The sequence below is a fragment of the Spirochaetota bacterium genome (assembly GCA_040756435.1).
In the GTDB taxonomy this organism is placed as follows: Bacteria; Spirochaetota; UBA4802; order UBA4802; family UB4802; genus UBA4802.
In genome coordinates, this window is record JBFLZD010000025.1 from 14,327 (window position 1) to 35,873 (window position 21,547).

The following is a 21,547-nucleotide window of genomic DNA, read 5'->3' on the forward strand; positions in this document are numbered from 1 at the left end:
TTATAGGAGGAGGAGGGAAATATGGGTCAGTGGAAAAAAACAGGTTGCGTGCTATGCCCACAAAACTGCGGGCTTGAGGTTGAAATAGAGAATAACACAATTGTGAAAGTGCGCGGCGATAAAGATAATCCCCGCAGCAAAGGGTATGTGTGCAGGAAAGGAACCAATATAATGTATCATCAACACCATGATGAACGATTGCAATATCCATTAAAACGAACTGATAAAGGTTTTGTGCGTATTTCATGGGATCAGGCAATCGAAGAAATAGCTGCAAAACTAAAAGAAATTATTGCCACCTATGGTCCTAAATCATTTGCATACGTTGGTGGCGGCGGGCAGGGCTGTCATTTTGAGGCAGCCTTTGGTGTTACTTTAATGAGAGCTATCGGCTCTCAGTATTACTACAATGCGCTGGGGCAGGAGCTCACCGGCTTATTCTGGGCATATGGCAGGGTGGCAGGAAAGCAATACAAATTTATGATTCCCGACGAACATAATACCGATGTACTGGTAGCATGGGGATGGAATGGGATGGTAAGCCATCAGATGCCAAGAGCGCCGCTTTTTTTGCGTGAATTTGCAAAAAATCCTGAAAAGCTTCTTGTGGTGATTGATCCACGAAAATCAGAAACCGCAGAAATTGCCGATATTCACTTGCCAATACGGCCCGGTACCGATGCCCTGCTTACCAAAGCCATGATTGGGCTCATACTGCAGGAAGACTGGGTTGACCATGCGTACATTGACAAACACGTAAATGGATTTGAACAGATTACAAAGTGGTTTTCAAATTTTGATGTCAAAAGAGCCATTGAAGCGTGTGGCCTCACGTACGAAGATGTAAAGGAGGTATGCAGGCACATACGGTTTAAAAAGGCATGCGTTCACCCCGACTTAGGTGTGTATATGAATAGACACAGCACGCTGACTACATATTTACAGATAGTGCTATTTGCTATCACCGGAAACCTATGCGTCCCTGGCGGGAATGTAATACCAGGAACGCTGATGCCAATAGTATCGCATAGTGATGAGCGCGATGAAAGAACCTGGCGCACCGTAGCAACCGGATATCCGGCTATTGCTGGGGTGTTCCCACCCAATGTACTCCCGGAAGAAATATTAAACGATAACCCCGAACGAATCAGAGCGGTACTATGCACACAGTGCAATCCGCTGCGCTCGTTTGCCGACACGGCCATGTATGAAAAAGCTTTTAAAAGCCTTGACCTTCTGGTTGTTGCGGAAATTGCGATGACTGAAACGGCAAAGCTGGCTCATTATGTGCTCCCTGCCCGGACGGGATATGAATCGTGGGATGGGACATTTTTCACTTGGACATGGCCGGAAATTTATTTCCAGATGCGGCGTCCGGTTGTTGAGCCTGAGGGTGAGCAGATTGAACTGGGCGAGATTCATTTACGCATTGCCGACAAAATGGGCCTTATACCTGAAATACCTCAATCGCTTCAGGAAGCAGCGGATAAAGATAGACTAACATTTGGCATGGCGCTTATGGAGTATATCAATAAAAATCCACTATCATTGAAGGTTATACCCTTTATAGTTGGGAAAACGCTGGGCAGGGTAATGGGTTCCGTTCATCTTGCTAGTTTGTGGGCGCTTTTAATGAACGCACCAAAAAGCTTTAAACAATGTGCAGCACGCGTGGGGTTTTCAAAGGGGCCGCTTATGGGTGACGATATATTTAAAGCAATCATCGATAATCCACAGGGCTTGTGGATTGGCAAGTCTGATCCTTTAGACAATTTTTTCGATTTAAGTACTGATGATCGAAAATTGCATATCTATATACCGGAGATGGATGATCGGTGCAATGAGGTCACGGTTGAAAATGAAATCAGGGAAATTGAATCCCGAAAAGAATATCCATTTATTCTATCTGCGGGAAGACATTATCCGTATAATGCAAATACATTAATGAGAAATCCCGCATGGAATAAGGGAAAGAGAGTATGTACCTGTATTATGCACCCTGATGATGCAAACGAACTCAATATGAAAGACGGCGATATGGTCAGGGTAATAACCGAAGCGGGTTTTGTTGAACTGGAATTGGAAGTGACCGAGCAAACTGCGCGAAAATACCTAATGATTCCTCATGGGTTTGGGCTTGAGTATGGAGGCAAAACAACAGGAGTTAATGTCAATTCTTTGACCAGAAATACTCACCGCGACAGGTTTGCCGGCACACCGTTTCACCGGTATATTCCGTGCAGGGTGGAAAAAGTTTCATAATAATTTGGGCGATAGTTATGTGGATTATATAATAAGGATTTCTTATGAAAACAATCTGCGGCTACTCAATTGAAACTTACATGTCCATGGTAGAGAAATTTCATGGCAGCGTTTCGCCGGGAATCATTATTGGTGGTTTTATGGTACATACACTATGGCAACACCGCAATCCTGAAAAACTGTACGACTTTCTATGCGAAACATCCGTGTGTCTTCCTGATGCGATACAACTGCTTACTCCCTGCACGTACGGCAACGGATGGCTCAAGGTGGTTCACACGGGCCGCTTTGCCATGGCTATGTTTGATAAGCATACCGGCGCCGGAAGACGGGCATATCTAGACGCACAAAAATTGGAACCGTATGAAGCAATTAAAGACTGGTTTTTTAAATTAAAGCCAAAAAAGATGCAGGATAAAGACCTTCTCATTCATCAAATAATTGACGCAGGGGAAACAATAGTATCGGTACAGGATGTACACATTGGACAGGCTTACCTTGGAAAAGAAAGATTGGGTTCGGTGGGGATATGTCCAGATTGCGGCGAAGCATATCCGCAAAAGGACGGCAACCGGTGCACTGTTTGTCAGGGACTGCCCTTATATGAAAAGTAATAGAACACAATGGCTTGCCACAAAACTCCAATCTATTGTCAAAGATATCTCATTTGATAGAAATGAACTCTCCGGAGCATTTGGCGATATTGGCACAGTTATCCCACTGGTGGTGGGTGTTTTACTGTCAACAGGAATGGATGCTGGTAAGGTGTTTATGGCCTACGGCCTGATGCAATTCATAACTGGATTGTTGTACAAAATACCCATGCCGGTACAGCCGCTCAAGGCAGTGGCACTGATTGTAATAACACAAAAATTAAGTGCTGATATACTACTATGTGGAGGGCTTGTTATTGGCATCTTGATGCTCGTATTTACAGCATCGGGATTGATTGATAGTTTTACAAAAATAATACCAAAGGCAGTTATACGGGGAATTCAATTTGGGCTGGGCTTGCAGCTTGTCATACTGTCATTAAAAGAGTATATCCCCTCAGAAAGGTTTTCGGATTATATACTTGTGGTTATTGCATTTTTAATTGCTATCGCTTTCATGGGCAACAGACATATACCACCGGCACTGGTTCTTATACCTGCGGGCATTTTTTACAGCATGATATTCAATACGGGGATTCATTATCAGAAACTATCACACACTATTACTATTGTTGATGCCCTGACATTTGAGAATATAGTAAATGGCATTGTGATACTTGCATTACCACAAATTCCATTATCATTGGGAAATTCAATTTTTGCAACAAGCCAGTTAAGCCGCGATCTATTCCCTGCAAAAAGCGTACAACCGCGTAAAATTGCTTTCACCTACTCATTAATGAATATTATTAATCCTTTTATTGGTGGGATAGCCGTATGTCATGGTAGCGGAGGCATGGCGGGCCATTATGCATTTGGCGGGCGCACAGGTGGCTCGGTAATTATATGTGGCGTTTTGATGATTATCACCGGTTTTATTTTTGGATCAGATGGTATTTATATTGCACGCTTGTTCCCGTTGCCCCTGCTAGGGGTTATTTTATTTTTTGAAGCACTTACACTTCTGATACTCATTAGTGATGTTATTCATAACAGCTTCGATATGAAAATAGCATTGACAGTGGCAGCATTAATTGTGGCTATTCCCTATGGATATGTAGTTGGGATGGGCATCGGTATATGCGCCTATTACCTGGCTAAATGGAAAAAAGCTGAAAAGCTGGTATCAGTTAATGGTAAGGCATAAAAAAAGAAAAGCCATACCGGCAAACTATGAAACTACCATGTGTAACACCTTTATGAGCACATGACCTTGTGCATTTGTAATCATAAAAAATGTATTGCATGAATTATTGGTATACAGTATTATTTTAGATATACATATTACAAAAGAGGCTGTCATGCGATTACACTATATTATTATAGTAGTTATGGCATTTATATTGTATAAGCTACCCGTGGTTTATGCTATTACCCTTACCTGGGATATACCACAAAATGAAAAGCTTGAGTTTATGTATGATGCCAGTATTGAGTATTTTGAAAATGGCATTCTTCGTAAAATATATAGTGAACGTAACATCATTGATTTATTGTGTTATGAAAAAGACGCTAAAGGCCAGGCAGTCAGGGGATCTTTTTCAGTATATAGAAAGAATATCAATGATTTTGTTTATAGATTGGAAGAACAATATTTTTCTGACTTTTATATTAATAGCAATGGTACTTTTGTTGTGCCTGAAGGCATTTTTATGCCTAACTTACGGCATTTGCCAACATTTCCCCCCGGTGATGTGCATGTTGGAGAAGTGTGGAAAGCACCTGTTAACATAGTATTTAATAATTTTTCAGTCCCTCTCATATTACTACTTGAGGCACAATATACTCTGCTGTTTATAAACAATCAAACCAATGAAGCCTTTATACAGTATTCCATACTTATAGATAAAACATTAAAAGATAAACTGTATCCTGAGGATTTACCCATTAAAATATATGGGCAATATGCAGGCCAGGTAACATGGGATATACAGAAAAATCAGCCAAAAAAATCAATTAATGCATATAACCTGCTATTGATTTTTGGCAGAACCGGGGAGTTAAGCACCATTGAATTCAAGATGTCTATAGATCAAACCAATAAGGCATATCTCCATGTACCAGATGAAGAAAAAAAGAAGCAGCAAAAGGAAATAGAAAAAGCATTACAGCAGGATGGTGTTTCTGTTGATTCTGATTCCCGGGGTATGATTATACGATTTTCGGATATTCTTTTTGATTTTGATAAATATAACCTGAATGCTGATGCACGCAAAGTGCTGGACAAACTGGTTGAAATAATAAAAACAAAATATCCTAACAATGAGATCATCGTGGAAGGGCACACTGACAATATTGGTACTGACGAGTATAACCAGAATCTTTCTGAAAAGCGTGCCCAGACTGTGGCTACCATTCTCAAAAATAAATTAGGGCATGATAAAGTATCCTACCGTGGGATGGGAAAGAGCAAACCTATAGATGACAATTCAACGGCTGCTGGGAGACAACGCAACCGAAGAGTAGAGATTATTATAAAGATGTAAATTATTGCAAAATTCTTTGTGTCCTTCGTGTAAAACGTTTTGCTTCTGTCTTAAAAACTTTTGCAAGTTCTGTCAGCTCATCAAACCTTTTAACAACAAATAAAGATTTCAGCAAGTTTTTAATCTTTGTATCATCATTTAGTTCATGAATCTGTTTATTGGATGCAATAAAAGTTTCATTGCAGAAGTTAAAATTTTTTTCAATAAGCTGACCAACCGGTTCAGATATCTTTGCAAAAGGCATTCCTGTTTTAAGATGAACATTTTTTAGTATAAGTGCTATAAGTGTTTTGATGGTGCGTTCTTTTGTGGCCTGTATATCCTGTTGCATCTTTTGAAATGCATTCAGTACCATCTGGTTTCTTTCTTTTATTAATTTTATAATTTCTCCTTTAATATCAGGTGGCATCTTGGAAAATGTTGGGCTGTGATGTGGAAATGCATATTTAAGGTATGCTGGTTGCAGCATGATACGTGCACACAACGTATCATTGAGATTTTCTCCCTCAACCAATGGTCTAATGTCTTCAGGTGTTAGTTTTAATAGCCCCTTTTGCTTTATAACATCAGGAATAGGCAATTGGTAAATATACCCCGCAATGGCTTTGTTTTCAGATGTTTCCTCAACAAAAAAATATTCACAGAGAAGTCTGGGAAAGCCCTTGGCGGGGTCACGTGAATCGGGATCTTCTTCAATATCAATAATCGCATCAATAAGGTTATGGTATGTAGTATGTGTTTCCATAGTATGATAGTTGACCTGAATGTATTCATCAACATATATTTGTTACTTGAAAAAGGGTAAACATTACAGCTTAACGCAGAGCATACAGAATTTGATATAGTAACTAAAATGAATAGTACAATGATGTAATGAAAAAAGCAATTAAATTTTTAAGGCCTGGCTTTTACATCAATTGATAAAGGGCTGTATATACCCTTTTTATAATACTGATATCCTATCCCTGCAACCATAGCACCATTATCAGTGCATAATATGGGTGATGGGAAAAATATTGTATGGTAATCCTTTTTTTTCTCAATGATTAATTCACGTAAACGTTTGTTGCTTGCAACACCACCTGCTATGACCAGAGTATGTATTTTTAACCGTTTTGATGCATCAAACAGCCTGCGGACCAGTATTTCCAGTGCCCGTTCCTGAAAGCTATAGGCGATTTCACATACATCAGCATCAGGATTATTGTGCATATAGTTAATGACAGCAGTTTTGAGGCCACTATATGAAAAAGAATATGTGTCATTGCTATCGGCAAGAATTTTAGGGAATATGGGTTTTTTTAACGTTGCCTGGCCTGCAAGCTTTTCTATTATTGGCCCTCCAGGATATCCTAATGACAAAAATTTTGCAACTTTATCAAATGCTTCTCCAACGGCGTCATCAGTAGTATTGCCCAAAAGCTCAAAATTTCCGTAATCATGCACACAGTATAAGGCAGTATTGCCACCCGAAACAAGTAATCCAATAAAAGGGAATTCAATACCATGTCCTTCCAGAAACGGGGCATATAAATGCGCTTCTAAATGATGTACGGCAATCAGTGGTATTGACAGTGTATAGCTGATAGCCTTTGCTGATTGCAATGCAACCAGCAATGAACCAACAAGACCTGGCCTGTAGGTGGCAGCAACATATGAAAGATCTTTGAATGTAACCTTTGCTTCTTTAAGGCAATGGTCAATTAAATCATTAATGACCTCCAAATGAGCACGTGATGCAATCTCGGGAACTACTCCATAGTATTCTTTATGAAGATGAATCTGGCTGTAGATTGCATGAGACAATATTGTTTTTCCATCAGCAACTATCGCTACAGCTGTCTCATCACAGGAACTTTCTAACCCTATTCCTAAAATTTTATTACTCATTAATTATTTTTACTGCCTCATTTAACTGATTATCAAATTCAAGGTCATACAGCGGCCGTTTTGTATAACGGTATATTTCTGATTTCAAAATAAAATGTGCTGTTGAATCTGAAAGCTTTATAGAATTCTTTTCTAAAAGTTTTTTAAACTCCAGTTTTGTTGGCTCATCATATTTTGTGTGTGTACTTATAAATTTTTCCAGTATCTTTTCTTTTATCAGTATATTTATCTGCTTTTGTTCGTCTTTGGAGATAGTTGCCATGGGAACTACGTAATCTGGTTGAATTCCTATACCGTGAATTGAAATGCCTGAAGGTGTGTAATATTTAGCGATAGTCAATGTAACGCCTGTATTGTCATCTAAGTTAAAAAATTTTTGCACTGAACCTTTGCCAAATGTTTTTTCACCTACTAGTTTAGCACGGTTGTTATCCTTTAATGCACCAGAAACAATCTCTGAAGCTGAAGCACTCCCTTTGTTGACAAGGATAACGCATTTACCAGTGAATAATGGATTTGAAGATGCACGATATTCTTGCAATGTTTCTTTGCCACCTCTTCCTTTGGTTGATACAATCATTGTTCCTTTGGGTAAGAACATATCACTTATGGTAATAGCCTGGTCCAATAACCCCCCAGGATTCCATCTGAGGTCGATGATACATTTTTTAATATTGTTGTTTTGAAAATACTGTAATGCTTTTTTCACCTCAGTTGCGGTATCTTCACTGAAGACTTTTAGTCTGAGGTAGCCAATGTCGGTGTTATCGATAACAGCATAATTAACTGTTTGAAGCTTAATGGGTAATCGTTCAAGTTCAATATCAATGGGTTCGTCAATACCTTCACGAATAATAGAAAGAATAACTTTTGTATGGGGTTTGCCCCGTATCATGGAAACGATATCATTAATGTTTTTATTCTTTATTGGCTTATTATCAACTTTATAGATAATATCGCCGGGCTGAATACCTGCTTTCATTGCAGGTGTTCCTTCAATAGGCGACACAACAATGATATCACCATTTTTTGCAGAAATTTCAATCCCCACGCCAATAAACTCACCACTGGTTTCTTCTTTTAGCTGGCTGTATTCCTGTTCATCTAAAAAACGTGAAAAAGGGTCATTCAGGGATGCAATCATGCCGCGAATAGCACCATAAAAAAGGGTCTTGGAGTCAGGCTGTTCTACATATTCATTGCTGATAAGCTGGTAAACCTGATGAAAGAAATCTAAATATTTAAATGAAGGTTCCTGCGCAGAAACAGTAAATGCAATATTAACGCCAATAAAAATTCCTGCAAGAAAGGCTATAAAAGCAATATGAAATGACCGTTTGCGTAACCACTGTATCATAGTATCCTCACTTGGTTTAAGGGTTTACATCAAAAAGCTTATATTTATCAGGATGTTTTGTTTTACAGTAACTGTAAAATGCCTGCTGGCTCACTTTAAAATCCTGTAACACCGTATCCATAATTTCACGGCGTTGCTTGGATGATTGTTGTTCGTCAAAACTTTCAATAAATTCGCGTGATAGGTATTCCTGCCATAAAATTGCAAATTCTTCTTCGGATAACTTTTCACCAATACAGGCTGTAAAGTATGCCAGTATAATACAGAGTATAAGGGCAAAAATTTTCTTCATTGTTACAACCCTAATATATAAAATTTGACTTTAAATATTTTCATCATTTCCTATATTACTATACTTTGTATTAAATATGAATTTTATATCACTGTGAACAACTGCAGAATGGTACATGTTTTCATATTTTGTTCATAATAGGATATTTAAGTAAAAATAATAATATAAATTAATTATAATTATAAGTGTTTAAAATTGTAAAGATTTTTATTAAGTAGTTTAAATAAAATCTTTTGATTTTAAAGCTCTGACCCCTTACAATAATATATATCACCCTTTCGGGGTTTTAAAGTGAATAACAGGATGTCATCCTGAACCATCTCCTGAATTTATTTCAGGATTGATTCAGGATCTACTTATTAGGCTCTGACCCTCAAATCCCACTACCTCCCTAATAACTCTGCGTACTCTGCGTGATGCATCAGTTGGTCTCACGCAGAGACCGCAGAGATGGGGAGAGTGTGGCTCTGACCCCTTACAATAATATCACCCCTTCGGGGTTTTATAGTGAATAACAGGTGTCCTCCTGAACGTGATTCAGGATCTACAGTGGTGAGGATAAAGATTCCGTCTCAAGCCCGGAATGACGTATTACTTTGTCATTTCGAAGGAACGTAGTAACTGAGAAATCTTAAAGTGGGAGGCAAAGATTTCTCGCTGCGCTCGAAATGACAAAAAGAGATGACCGGAATGACGTATAGGCAACAAGTCATCCTGAACTTGATTCAGGATCTACTTATTAGGCTCTGACCCTCAAATCCCACTACCTCCCTAATAACTCTGCGTGATGCATCAGTTGGTCTCACGCAGAGACCGCAGAGATGGGGAGAATGTGGCTCTGACCCCTTACAATAATATCACCCCTTCGGGGTTTGCATGATGTTGTGATGGGGTTGAGATAGTATGCTCTGACCCCACTAAGGATCTTACATATCTTCCTATCATTAAGGATTTGCCCCCTCAAAATCCCACTATCTCTCCAATAACTCAGTACACTCTGCGTACTCTGCGTGTTCCATCAGTTTTTTTCACGCAAAGACCGCAGAGATAGGTAGAGCCTGAGCTCTGACCCTCTTACAATAATATCACCTCTTCGGGGTTTAAATGATGTTGTGATGGAGATAGTATGCTCTGACCCCATGGTTTAACAATTTTTCTAACTTTTTTATCAAAAAGTACAAAATTTTTCCCAATTCCTTTTAATTTTTCCCACCAAAAGCGTTGTATACAGTAGAAGCGTAATGTGCATATTACTACTACACTTATAGGAGGAATACTATGGCACGGAAATTGCGGGTACAGCTACCAGGGTTAACCTATCATATCACTTCCCGCTGCATAGAGTGGAAATCTATGTTGCAGGAAGACTTTTTTAAGGCTTGCTTTGTAGAAATACTAAACAAAGCTAAAGCTAAGTATCACTTTAAGCTCATTGCCTTCTGTATTATGGATAACCACATACACTTAGTCATTCATACAGTAGATGATGGTGCACCAATATCCCGTATTGTGCAGTATATTAAGGCACGATTTGCAGAATTGTATAATAAACTAACAGGAAGAACTGGACCATTCTGGAATGAGCGGTATAAGGATAGCATTATACAGTTTGCTAAAGATGGGTTTCACTATTTGTTGTGGTTGTTGTGGTATTTGGCGTATAACCCAATACGCAAAAGATTATGCTCTGACCCCACCAAATACCACTACAGCAGCATACAGGCATATTTAGATGAAAATGCCGATGTAGGAGTTCCCATAGACCATCATGAGTATTTTATAGAGTTAGGGGAAACCTTTGCCAAGAGAGTGGCTGTGTTTATGCGTTATGAGGAATATTATAAAAAGAAGTATTCCATGATATGTGAGTGGGTGTGAAAAAAAAGGGTCAGAGCTTAATACTTCTTATTACTTTCCGTGAAAAATCAGTGAGAATGCGAGCGGTTAAACCCCATATGGTATAGCCATTGTAATGGTAATAATAAATGGCGTATGGTATGCCTTCATAGGTATAATATTTTACATCATCAAATTTTTCTTCTACAAACAATGAAAGGGGCACCTCAGTATATGATTCAATTTCATTGTAGTTAATGGTAAGCTGGTAAGGATACGGTATAATCCCAACAAACGTATATACATGAAAACCATATATTGATATAAAATGGTCAAATTCACCCAATACGGTTACATCATCAGGCTTAATACCAACTTCCTCAAACGTTTCCCGCAGTGCTGTATCAAGTGGTGTAGCATCATCTTCATCAATTCCACCGCCGGGCAATGAAACCTCACCCTTATGAGTGCCAACATTATTTGTACGTTTGGTAACAAGTACATGTGGTTGATTGTCTTTGAAAAGAATAGGAATGAGCACTGCAGCATCCTTTAGACTTTTTCGTTCAATTGACCGGGGCGGGCGCTGGTGCAATACCTGCTTTATCCTGTCACAAAATATCATAAATTCGTTATAATCATTGAAATTAAGCATACAGGTCACCGCCATATGTATCATTGATTACTATAGCAGGAAATTTTTCAACGGTTAATTTATATATGGCTTCAGGGCCAAACTCTTCAAACGCAATTATCTGCGCATCCACAACACATTGATTGAGATAGGCAGCAGCACCTCCAAAGCTTGAGCAATATACCGCTTTATAATTAACAAAAAGTTTTTTAACTTCGCTGCTGCGAGATCCCTTGCCTATAAACATCCTGACGCCTAATGACAGCATGATGTCCGTATAGGCATCCATACGGTATGATGTTGTGGGGCCGATAGCTCCAATAGGCATCCCTGGTGGTGCAGGGCTTGGTCCAGCGTAGTAGAGTACTGCATTGGTAAAATCTATGGGGAGAGATTTTTGCTGTGCTATAAGTTCTGCAATCTTTTTATGAGCTTTGTCACGGGCAGTATAGATGGTACCGGATATGGTTATAAAGTCCCCTGCCTTTAACTGTTGTAAATCATAATCTGAAATAGGTGTATGTAAATCAATAGTTTTCATAGTATTGTGGACCTGTACCGTAGTGAATGGCAGTTAAGGTTGAGTGCAACGGGAAGTGTTGCAATATGAGTAGAGGCTTCTTTTATCCTGACCATAGCAACAGTATGGTTGCCACCAAAACCTAAAGGACCAACACCTGTGTTATTGCACCGTTGTAATATAACCTCTTCTAGTTTACGATATTCTTCTTTGGGATGCGGTTCTTTTTGCAATACAGCCTTTTTTGCATTAAGCATGGCAACATCAGCAGTCCCGCCAATCCCTATGCCTAAAAAAAGTGGCGGACAGGGATTAGGGCCAGCCTGCTTAACAGTTGTCACTATATAATCAATAATTTCTTCACTATCTGCTGTTGGAGTAAACATTTTGATTGAAGACATGTTTTCTGATCCACCACCTTTTATGTATACTGTAATGACAACAGAATTCCCTTCAGCAATTTCGGTGTGGATGAACGCCGGTGTATTAGTTCCGGTGTTGGTTCTGTCAAACAGTGGATCTTTTACTATGGATGGCCGTAAATAGTGACTTTTGTAGGTATCGGCAACTGCTCTGTTTATTATTTCTTCTAGGTTGCCATCAATGGTAACGCCGGTGCCTATCTGCAAAAATACTATAACTGAACCACAGTCCTGACATAAAGGAATATGCTTGGTGGCAGCAATGGTGGCATTTTGTAGCAATATATTCAGGGTTTCTTTTGGTAAAGGTTTTTGTTCACTATTACGCATGTGAGATAGTGCCTGTACTACGTGGTCAGGTAAGTGAAAATTAGCCTGGACTACAAGGTTTGCAACAGCAGTGTAAAGCTCTTCCTGAGAAATGGTGCGCATTTACTTATGTTCTTGCTCCAGCAATGTTGTGTATTCATCCCACGTTGCTTCTATTTCGCGGGCTGCTTGGGGGTCAAGTATTTCTATGATAAAGCCTGCATGGACAATAACTTTATCGTTGATTTTAACGTCAGGGGTCAGAGCAATGTCAACTACCTTCTCAACTCCCATGGATTCAACAATTGCTTTGGTCCCTTCAATTTTTTTTACTGTCATCGGTATTGCAAGACACATGGTATCCTCCTAAAGTTTCAACATATTCGTGGCAGTTGTTCTTCAATTAATACAGGTAGTATTCTTTTTCCACCAATTTTAGTTTGAATATATGTTTTACCGGTAAATTCGTTTGTAATATGACCAATTATGCATGCATCTTTGCCTTCAGGATGCTTTTTCATAATTTCAACAATACCTTGAGTATAACTTTTGTCAGCAATGATTACAACCTTGCCTTCATTTGCAATGTATAAGGGGTCAATGCCTAATATATCTGCAACGCCACGTACTTCATTTTTTACCGGCAGATTATCTTCTATCAGTTTAGCACCAAATGGGGCGTTTTTCGTAATTTCATTGAGTACGGAAGCAACACCACCTCGCGTGGCATCGCGCATAAATTTAATGGCATCAGGATAATAACGTATTACATCCTCAATAAGATGATTGAGTGCAGCACAATCTGATGAAAGGCCTTTTGAAAATGTAAGATTGTTGCGCAGTGCCATTATGGTGGTGCCATGATCGCCAATGCTGCCGTTAATGATAATGGTATCGCCAGGCTTTATCTCTCTTCGCTGGGGTGGATTTGTAAACACTCCTATGCCCGCTGTGTTGATATAAATACGGTCGCCTTTGCCTTTTGGCACAACCTTGGTGTCACCGGTAACTATCGCCACGCCTGCTTTCATGGCTGCTTCTTTCATAGAAACTAGTATGCGTTTGAGTGTTTCTATTTCAAGTCCCTCTTCCAGTATCAGTGCACATGAAATATACTGAGGTGTAGCTCCCAGTACTGCTAAGTCGTTGACGGTGCCGTTTACCGCTAAGCTTCCAATGGTTCCACCGGTAAATTCAATTGGTGTAATAGTATAGCTGTCAGTGGTGAATGCAATGCTGTCTGTAGCAAGTTTAAGATGTGCTGCATCATCTAATTGTATGGTTTCATTGCCAAGAGTAGATTTTATGAGGTTATTGATAAGATCATTCATCAGTTTGCCGCCACTACCGTGGCCGGGAACAATTATATCCATTATTTCCTCCCGTATTTGTAGTATGCTGAGCACGGGCCCTCTGATGAAACCATGCATGGACCAATCGCATGTTCCGGTGAACAAGCTTTGCCAAACAGCGGACAATCAGTTGGTAGTATCACACCGCGCAAAAGCTCGCCACAGCGGCATCCGGGATGTTCTTTGGGCGGAGGCACATCCACAGGGAATTGTCTATATGCGTCAAAATCTGCATATTCTTCTTTTAAATCAAGGCCACTTTCAGGAATGACTCCAATCCCCCGCCAGGTAGCATTGCCTTTTGTAAAAACGCTATACAGTATTTCTAACGCCTTTGGGTTCCCTTCGTTACGTACAACACGGGGATATTCATTCAGCACTCTGGGTGTATTTTCTTTAATAAGATCAAGCAACATGAGTGTTCCGCGGATGAGGTCGTGGTCTTCAAAACCTGCAACAACAGCAGGTTTGCTATAATCGGTAGCAATAAAATCCCACGCATTTTTGCCAATGATAGCGCTCACATGTCCTGGTAGTATAAAACCATCTATGTTTACCTCACCGGAGTCAAGTAACACTTTCACGGCGGGTACCGTTAGTTTGTTGCCAGGTAAAAGAAAGAAATTTTTTACATTTTTCTTTTTTGCTTCAAGCACACAGACAGCCTCAGCAGGTGCAGTGGTTTCAAAGCCAATGCTCAAAAAAATAAATTTTTTATCAGGGTTTTTTTGTGCCATATCAACGGCATCCATGGGGGAATAGACAACCTCAACCTGCAGCCCTTTTGATTTTTCCTTTGCAAGTGAACTGTATGACGAAGGTACTTTCATCATATCGCCAAAAGTGGTAATAACACAGTTATGCTGCCAGCCAATAGCAATAGCGGTATCTAAATAATCATTAGAGGTAACACATACAGGACAACCTGGGCCATCAATAAGTCGTAAATTTTGTGGAAATATGTCCTTAACCCCCGTGCGGAAAAATTCAGTTGTATGTGTGCCACATACTTCCATTATGGCAACAGGTTGGGGCAATGTATACTGTGATAAGATAGCAGCTTCTTTTTTAATATCAGACATGAATATTCTCCCTGGCAATAGCAATCTGTCCTAAGGCAATCCCGCCATCATTACACGGTAGTTTGTGCGGTGTATATACGTCAAATGATTTTTTTTGTAGTCCCTGTACTATAAGGTGAAGCAATATTCTATTGTGAAACACGCCCCCTGAAAGGGCAACCTTATTTATTGAATAGCGTTCCCTGAGTTTACATGCAGTAGCAATAGTAACTTCAGCTATTGCTCTGTGAAAACGCATGGCAATGGCAGCCACGGGGATACGTAGTTCTATCATATTTACAATTTCCTTAATAATATGAGTAGTGTCAATGACAAGCCCGTGTCCCTGCTTGATGGGGATTGCAAACGCTGAATTGTCTTCTATTGCTTCCAGTGCTCTTTCCTCTAAAAGCATAGCAGCTTCGGCTTCGGTACTGATGTGATGCGCAATCCCTAAGATAGCTGCAACACCATCAAAGAGCCTTCCAATGCTGCAGGTTACCGGGCAGTTTATGTTTTTATGGACTATCTCTTTTACAAATTCTTTTTCCTGTTTTTGAGTAAAAAAAGTGGAATCATCAATGGATGCTGCCATAAGCAGGGACAGGCCAATCTTCCATGGGTCTTTGATGGCATTTTCACCACCAGGTAGGCCAAAGTAGTCACAATGTGCTGCACGGATAAATTCCTTTGAGTCTGCAATTAAGAATTCGCTTCCCCACAGTGTATGGTCGGTTCCGTATCCAGTACCGTCATAGGCAATGCCAATAACAGGTTCATAAAGCCTGTGTTCTTCGCAAACCGAGGCAATGTGCGCATGATGATGCTGCACTGCAACTGTTTGTATTGTGGTATGCTCCTGTGCAAACATGGTGGTGAAGTAATTGGGGTGCATATCGTGGACAATGAGTTTTGGCTTAATATCAAAAATTTTACAAAAATGGGCGATAGTTTTTTTGTAAAGGTCATTGCCCCACGGAGTGGCAAGGTCGCCCAAAAACTGACTTACGATAGCAACATTATTTCGTGCAACAGCGAAGCTATTTTTTAAATCACCGCCTGTTGCAAGGATATGAAGGGGTGTTTCTTTTATGAAAATAGGTGCAGGGACATAGCCACGAGATCGGCGCACAAAATATGGCTTTTCGTCAATAACATACATTACTGAGTCATCAGTGTGCGATAGTATCTGGCGATTATAGGTGACAAAGTAATCAGTTATTGTGTGTAATCGGTCAAAGGCATCATCGTCATTGTATATAATGGGCTCATCGGATATATTGGCACTGGTCATGACGTATATGCTTTCTTCATTGTTTGAAAAGAGCATATGCTGGAACGGCGTATAGGGAAGCATAACACCGATGTAGGTGAGTCCTGGTGCAACGTATGGGCTTAGAATATTTTTTTGTAATTTTACAAGAACAATGGGGCGCTCTTTACTCTGGAGCAGTTCTTTTTCTTTTTGTGTCACAACACAGAATGTTTCTAAAAATTCTATAGATGATACCATAATGGCAAATGGCTTAAAAGGCCTTTGTTTTCGCTGGCGTAATAGCTCAACACAGTGGTCATTGGTGGCATCGCACGCTAAATGATACCCCCCAACGCTTTTGAGAGCAACAATGTGGTGTTGTAAGATTTTCTGCAACTGGCTGATTATGGCATCAAATTGAGATTGGATTACCTTACCGGAACTATCGCACAATACTATTTGAGGACCACACTGTGGGCAGGCATTGGGCTGTGTATGGAACCTGCGATTGAGCGGATTTGTATATTCCTGGTAGCATTGCGGGCACATGGGAAACGGCTCCATGGCGGTGTTATCCCGGTCATACGGGATGTCGTCAATTATGCTAAAGCGAGGGCCACAGTGCGTGCAGGTGGTAAAGGGATAATGGTAGCGACGGTTGTGCACGTCAAAAAAGTCTTCCAAGCACTCATGGCATATAGCTACATCAGGTGGTATAAATACATCGCGTGTGCCTGTTGTAGTGCTTTGCAGTATCGTAAAGCTTTTAAATCCATTGGGTGGGAGTTGGGTGATTTTGATATCAATAATCTGGGCAAGCGGAGGAGGATTATTCCGTATAATGTCAATGCATTGTTTGATAGCTTCTTCAGGTCCTTCTAAATGGATTGTTACTCCTTCTGTGTCATTTGAAACGCTACCATATAGATTGTGCTCTGTGGCGATAGTATACACAAATGGCCTGAATCCCACGCCCTGGACAATGCCTTTTACCTGTATGTGATAATGATGTGTCATAGTAAGCATTGTAGCACAAAATATTCGGAGCCTGCAATTCATATATAAAAAATTGATCTACAAAAACCTGTAGGCATATAAACAACGTGATTCTTTGGTTATGCTGGTAAAGTACATACTCATCCTTAAGGGAGATTTATTATGGATGCACGATTACTTTATTGCGTTACTCATTTCTATGAAACTATACAATGCAGTGTTGTTTCATGGTTAATGGAAGTTAATAATTTTATATAATTCTAAATTATAGTTGACAAATTAATATATCTGTTATATGATAGCACTATTGATAATTTAATTGCTTGCTGGTCAGGGATGATAGATGTAACAACTATTATAATTTTTTAAAAAATTGATAAATCAATTATTTGGTTGACTTGCTACACATATTAATAAAATCTATATTTTAATTGTTTTTTACGCCTAATCTATAAAATTTATCATTATCAAACTATACAGCGTAAGGAGGTAAAATGTGAGTAAAATCAGGTTGTTTGTGGTTTGTATGGGTATACTTGTCATTGCAGTAATTATTGGTTGCTCTGAGGGAACAACCAATATCAATCCCAGTCCAACTGATGTTGTTACAGTAACAGACATTAATAAGTTTATTACTGAAAAGGACAAGCAAGCTGGGATTGGTGCAACCATGAATGCAATGGATCCTGTTGCAATGCCACATAAAAAGCATGAAGATGCAGGCATTAAGTGTGTAGTATGCCATCATAAAGCTGGCAATGATGACAGGATCAAACAGTGTGCAGAATGCCACAAAGGTGCAAAGGGTGAGGATACCATTCATGGTCTGTGCATTAATTGCCATGCTCAGTCCAAAAAAGGCCCTGTGCTTTGCAATGAGTGTCATATTGCTAAAGAATAAAAGCGTGTAGCTTAAAAGCACAATGAAACGAGGTAAAAAAACATTAATTCTTGGCATAGGAAATCTGCTTCAAAAGGATGATGGTATTGGAGTACATGTGGTGCAGTATATGCAGAAAAATAATGTTACCCTGCCTGATAATGTGGAACTCTTAGATGGTGGAACTGCGGGATTTGATCTCATTCCATACATGATAGATTTTGATAAGCTGATTATTATTGATGCATTAAAAGTACAGGACAGGCCAGGTAGCATTTATAGATTTGATGGAAAGCATTTAAAAGCACAGACGCCTAACGTTTCATTGCATGAAATGGGAATTGCCGAGGTGCTGCGGGTGTTGAAAGTTCAGGGTTACAGTCCTGAGGTGGAAGTTATAGGGATTGTCCCTGAGAATATCAATACACTGGATATTACACCAAGCCCTTCGGTAGCAGAATCAATTCCAAAAGTTGTGGATTTGATTCTTGATAGTGTTACTGCTTATTAACCTGATACATTAGGAGGTTGTTACATGTCGCTAAATAGAAGAGAATTTTTAAAAGTCATGGGTGCTACTACCGCTGCGGTAGCATTCCCAAGTGTACTTATTCAGGGTTGCAAAAGGGCATTACAAAAAGCTTCAGAGCGTACCAATGTAATCTGGATTCAGGCACAGTCATGTTCTGGATGTTCTGTTTCACTTTTGAATAAGCTTGAGCCTGATATTGCAACCGTTATTACCGAATACATAAGCCTGAACTATCACCAGACATTATGCGGTGGTACCGGTCATGCTGCCATACAGGTTCTTGAAAATGCGGTCAAGACAAACCGCAAAGATTTTATATTAATTGTTGAAGGTTCCATACCTACAAAATCTGATGAATACTGTACCATAGGCGAGATGGATGGCAGAATCATTGGTGCACGTGAATGGATTGAAAAATTGGGTAAAAATGCAATAGCACTGGTTGCTGTTGGTTCATGTGCAACATTTGGTGGTATACCTGGCGCAAAGATACGGGCAACAGGCGATAACCCAACAGGTGCTATATCATTACAGAAGATGTTCCCTGATAAGAAGGTAATTAATATCCCTGGATGTCCGCCACATCCAGACTGGATGGTGGGAACACTTTTACATGTATTACTAAAAGGCATGCCAGAGCTTGATGAGTACAACAGGCCACTCATGTATTTTGGAACAACTGTTCATGAAAAATGCTCACGACTTCCCGATTATAAGCGTGGACGTTTTGCAAAACACTGGGGTGAAGAAGGCTGTTTGTATTTATTAGGCTGTTTAGGTATGGATACGGGATGTGATATTCCAACCCGTGGCTGGGTAGGTGGTATGAATACCTGTACTGGCTGTGGTTCAGGATGTATAGGATGTACAGAGCCTCCATTCCCAGATTATGGCAACAGAGGTATTTATAAGCATCTTGTAGCAAGCAATGATGAATTACAAACGCTACATCCTGAAATTGCCAGCACTGTAGTAAAACTTAAGAATGGAGGTGTCATCAATGGCTAAGGTATTATTGGATCCCATTACCAGAATAGAAGGTCATCTTTCTATTGAGATAGATGTTCAGAATGGCAGGGTCGTTGATGCAAAAAGTAAAGGGGACATGTTCCGTGGTTTTGAGATGATCTTAAAAGGGCGAAACCCTGTTGATGCAAATCAGATTACACAGCGTATATGTGGTGTGTGTCCTGTTTCCCACGGTATTGCATCAAGCAAGTGTTTAGATGCAGCATTTGGTATAGTGCCCAATAAAAACGGGCGGTTACTCAGAAATTTAGTTTTTGGTGCCAACTATCTGCAGTCACATATATTGCATTTTTACCATTTAGCTGCATTGGACTATGTAGACATCACCGCTATCCTGAAATACAATGGCTCTGACAAAAAGCTTCTTGCTTTGCGTGACTGGGCCAAGAATGAGCTTGAAGTAAAGAAAGGTCGACAGGATGCTATTACTGCTGTTGCGCCATTTTTACCACGGTATGAAGGTGATTTTTATATCAAAGACCTTGATTTGAATATTGCAGCCATAGCTCATTATGTACAGGCGCTTGATATGAGGATGAAAGCTCATCAGATGGTTGCTCTTTTTGGTGGAAGAGTACCGCATCTTATTGGGCTTGTACCAGGCGGCGTTACTCAGGTTCCTACACGAAGTGCTATACGTCAGTACAGAAAGCTTTTGAAACAGGTTGAAGAATTTGTAAATGAAGTGTATATCAATGATGTAATAGCTGTGGCAAAAGCTTATAGCGATTATTTTAAGATTGGTCGGTATACAAACTTCCTGTCATATGGTGTATTTGAAGAAAATCCAGAGCAGACAGAATTCTTCTTTAAACGGGGAGTCTTTGATGGCAAAAAACTACAAGAATTTGATTCATCAAAGATTCGTGAACAGGTACGGTTTGCTCGCTACAACTCTGGAAGCAACCTGCATCCATACCAGGGTCAAACTAATCCTGATCCTCATAAAGCTGGTGCATATAGCTGGCTTAAGGCACCACGCTATGATGGTATGCCAATGGAAGTTGGCCCATTAGCACGTGTAGTGGTCAATTATTTAGGTGGCAATGCAGGTGTAAAGAAAGAGGTTGATGCATTGCTCAAAGTGTTTAATGCTGATATCGATGCAGTGTTCTCAACATTGGGACGCCATGCAGCTCGCGCTATAGAATGTAAACTTCTTTGCCAGAGAATGTATGAATGGCTTGATGATCTGGAAGTTGGGGAAATGCCACGTTCAACCTATGAAATACCAGACAAAAGCCAGGGTGAAGGCTTAACTGAAGCACCACGCGGTGCATTGGGTCACTGGATTGTTGTTGAAGACAAGAAGATAGCAAATTATCAGTGCGTGGTACCAACCACATGGTTCTGCGGTCCACGAGGCGATGATGGCAAGTTAGGACCGGTTGAACAGGCGTTATTAGGTACACCAATAGCTGATCCTAAAAATCCAATTGAGGCGGCACGTGTAGTTCGTTCATTTGACCCATGTATTGCTTGTGCGGTACATGTTGTTGAAGGGGATAAGGAGATAGGAACCTTCAAGATTTGCTAAGAAAACATACTGATTTTCATAAAGGGCTATCATCTGCTGGTGATAGCCTTTTTTTATACTAGTGCATCGAAAGAATTGAAACTATACAGAAATGTTTATCCATACAGTATATAGCATATATCACTGATGGTATAAAAGATCGTTTTAATACAAATGTATCATGGATTAGTGATTGGCTTTACTGCTCAATGTGACAAATTTCTATGGAAATAGGTAAAGTATCTATATAAATGTTTTAGATATT

20 protein-coding genes are annotated in these 21,547 nt (G+C 39.8%); 9 read left to right on the forward strand and 11 right to left on the reverse strand.

Annotated features, from left to right (window positions below; translation table 11 throughout):
* Positions 1–21: 21 nt before the first annotated feature.
* The 4 genes from AB1444_08625 (at position 22) to AB1444_08640 (ending at position 5,401) form a co-directional block, all read left to right on the forward strand.
* Complete coding sequence (locus AB1444_08625) at positions 22–2,262, forward strand: molybdopterin-dependent oxidoreductase (protein ID MEW6526713.1); 2,241 nt, start codon at positions 22–24, stop codon at positions 2,260–2,262.
* A 44-nt stretch (positions 2,263–2,306) separates the two neighbouring features.
* Complete coding sequence (locus AB1444_08630; protein MEW6526714.1) at positions 2,307–2,876, forward strand: formylmethanofuran dehydrogenase subunit E family protein; 570 nt, start codon at positions 2,307–2,309, stop codon at positions 2,874–2,876.
* Positions 2,866–4,062 carry a putative sulfate/molybdate transporter gene (locus AB1444_08635; protein ID MEW6526715.1) on the forward strand — a complete coding sequence of 399 codons (1,197 nt, stop codon included), beginning with the start codon at positions 2,866–2,868 and terminating at the stop codon, positions 4,060–4,062. The genes AB1444_08630 and AB1444_08635 overlap by 11 nt, the downstream gene beginning before the upstream one ends.
* 154 nt (positions 4,063–4,216) lie before the next feature.
* Positions 4,217–5,401 (forward strand): OmpA family protein, encoded by a 1,185-nt coding sequence (locus AB1444_08640; protein ID MEW6526716.1) that lies wholly within the window; start codon positions 4,217–4,219, stop codon positions 5,399–5,401.
* Between the two features lies 1 nt (position 5,402).
* Here AB1444_08640 and AB1444_08645 read toward each other — a convergent pair whose 3' ends face one another.
* From AB1444_08645 to AB1444_08660, 4 genes are all read right to left on the reverse strand, one after another.
* Positions 5,403–6,146 carry a hypothetical protein gene (locus tag AB1444_08645; GenBank protein ID MEW6526717.1) on the reverse strand — a complete coding sequence of 248 codons (744 nt, stop codon included), beginning with the start codon at positions 6,144–6,146 and terminating at the stop codon, positions 5,403–5,405.
* A 149-nt stretch (positions 6,147–6,295) separates the two neighbouring features.
* Positions 6,296–7,291, reverse strand: coding sequence for a tRNA (adenosine(37)-N6)-threonylcarbamoyltransferase complex transferase subunit TsaD (gene tsaD, locus AB1444_08650; GenBank protein ID MEW6526718.1), 996 nt, complete (start codon positions 7,289–7,291; stop codon positions 6,296–6,298).
* A complete protein-coding gene (locus tag AB1444_08655; protein ID MEW6526719.1) occupies positions 7,284–8,648 on the reverse strand; it encodes a S41 family peptidase in 1,365 nt (454 codons plus the stop codon). Before AB1444_08655 ends, tsaD begins: the two co-directional genes overlap by 8 nt.
* Before the next feature lie 16 nt (positions 8,649–8,664).
* Positions 8,665–8,940, reverse strand: a complete 276-nt coding sequence (locus AB1444_08660) for a hypothetical protein (GenBank protein MEW6526720.1) — start codon at positions 8,938–8,940, stop codon at positions 8,665–8,667.
* Between the two features lie 1,278 nt (positions 8,941–10,218).
* On the opposite strand from AB1444_08660, the gene AB1444_08665 reads away from it, so the two are divergent.
* Complete coding sequence (locus tag AB1444_08665; GenBank protein MEW6526721.1) at positions 10,219–10,818, forward strand: transposase; 600 nt, start codon at positions 10,219–10,221, stop codon at positions 10,816–10,818.
* Between the two features lie 10 nt (positions 10,819–10,828).
* Here the strand turns inward: AB1444_08665 and AB1444_08670 are convergent, their stop codons facing one another.
* The 7 genes from AB1444_08670 to hypF are packed head-to-tail and all read right to left on the reverse strand — an operon-like array spanning position 10,829 to position 17,346.
* Positions 10,829–11,431, reverse strand: coding sequence for a CoA pyrophosphatase (locus tag AB1444_08670; GenBank protein ID MEW6526722.1), 603 nt, complete (start codon positions 11,429–11,431; stop codon positions 10,829–10,831).
* On the reverse strand, positions 11,424–11,951 hold the full coding sequence (locus AB1444_08675) for a FumA C-terminus/TtdB family hydratase beta subunit (GenBank protein ID MEW6526723.1): 528 nt from the start codon (positions 11,949–11,951) through the stop codon (positions 11,424–11,426). The genes AB1444_08670 and AB1444_08675 overlap by 8 nt, the downstream gene beginning before the upstream one ends.
* On the reverse strand, positions 11,948–12,784 hold the full coding sequence (locus AB1444_08680; GenBank protein MEW6526724.1) for a fumarate hydratase: 837 nt from the start codon (positions 12,782–12,784) through the stop codon (positions 11,948–11,950). The genes AB1444_08675 and AB1444_08680 overlap by 4 nt, the downstream gene beginning before the upstream one ends.
* Positions 12,785–13,018 carry a HypC/HybG/HupF family hydrogenase formation chaperone gene (locus AB1444_08685; protein ID MEW6526725.1) on the reverse strand — a complete coding sequence of 78 codons (234 nt, stop codon included), beginning with the start codon at positions 13,016–13,018 and terminating at the stop codon, positions 12,785–12,787. It abuts the gene before it with no gap.
* 17 nt (positions 13,019–13,035) lie between these two features.
* Positions 13,036–14,034, reverse strand: a complete 999-nt coding sequence (gene hypE / locus AB1444_08690; GenBank protein MEW6526726.1) for a hydrogenase expression/formation protein HypE — start codon at positions 14,032–14,034, stop codon at positions 13,036–13,038.
* The gene (hypD, locus tag AB1444_08695; protein ID MEW6526727.1) at positions 14,034–15,095 is read right to left on the reverse strand and encodes a hydrogenase formation protein HypD; all 1,062 of its coding nucleotides are present in this window, start codon (positions 15,093–15,095) and stop codon (positions 14,034–14,036) included. Before hypD ends, hypE begins: the two co-directional genes overlap by 1 nt.
* Positions 15,088–17,346: a carbamoyltransferase HypF gene (gene hypF, locus AB1444_08700; protein ID MEW6526728.1), complete on the reverse strand. Its 2,259-nt coding sequence runs from the start codon at positions 17,344–17,346 to the stop codon at positions 15,088–15,090. The genes hypD and hypF overlap by 8 nt, the downstream gene beginning before the upstream one ends.
* Before the next feature lie 475 nt (positions 17,347–17,821).
* On the opposite strand from hypF, the gene AB1444_08705 reads away from it, so the two are divergent.
* The 4 genes from AB1444_08705 to AB1444_08720 are packed head-to-tail and all read left to right on the forward strand — an operon-like array spanning position 17,822 to position 21,303.
* Positions 17,822–18,226 carry a cytochrome c3 family protein gene (locus AB1444_08705; protein MEW6526729.1) on the forward strand — a complete coding sequence of 135 codons (405 nt, stop codon included), beginning with the start codon at positions 17,822–17,824 and terminating at the stop codon, positions 18,224–18,226.
* A 22-nt stretch (positions 18,227–18,248) separates the two neighbouring features.
* A complete protein-coding gene (locus tag AB1444_08710) occupies positions 18,249–18,716 on the forward strand; it encodes a HyaD/HybD family hydrogenase maturation endopeptidase (protein MEW6526730.1) in 468 nt (155 codons plus the stop codon).
* A 24-nt stretch (positions 18,717–18,740) separates the two neighbouring features.
* Entirely contained in the window at positions 18,741–19,745 is a 1,005-nt protein-coding gene (locus AB1444_08715; GenBank protein ID MEW6526731.1) for a hydrogenase small subunit, read from the forward strand.
* A complete protein-coding gene (locus AB1444_08720; protein MEW6526732.1) occupies positions 19,738–21,303 on the forward strand; it encodes a nickel-dependent hydrogenase large subunit in 1,566 nt (521 codons plus the stop codon). Before AB1444_08715 ends, AB1444_08720 begins: the two co-directional genes overlap by 8 nt.
* Positions 21,304–21,547 lie beyond the last annotated feature (244 nt).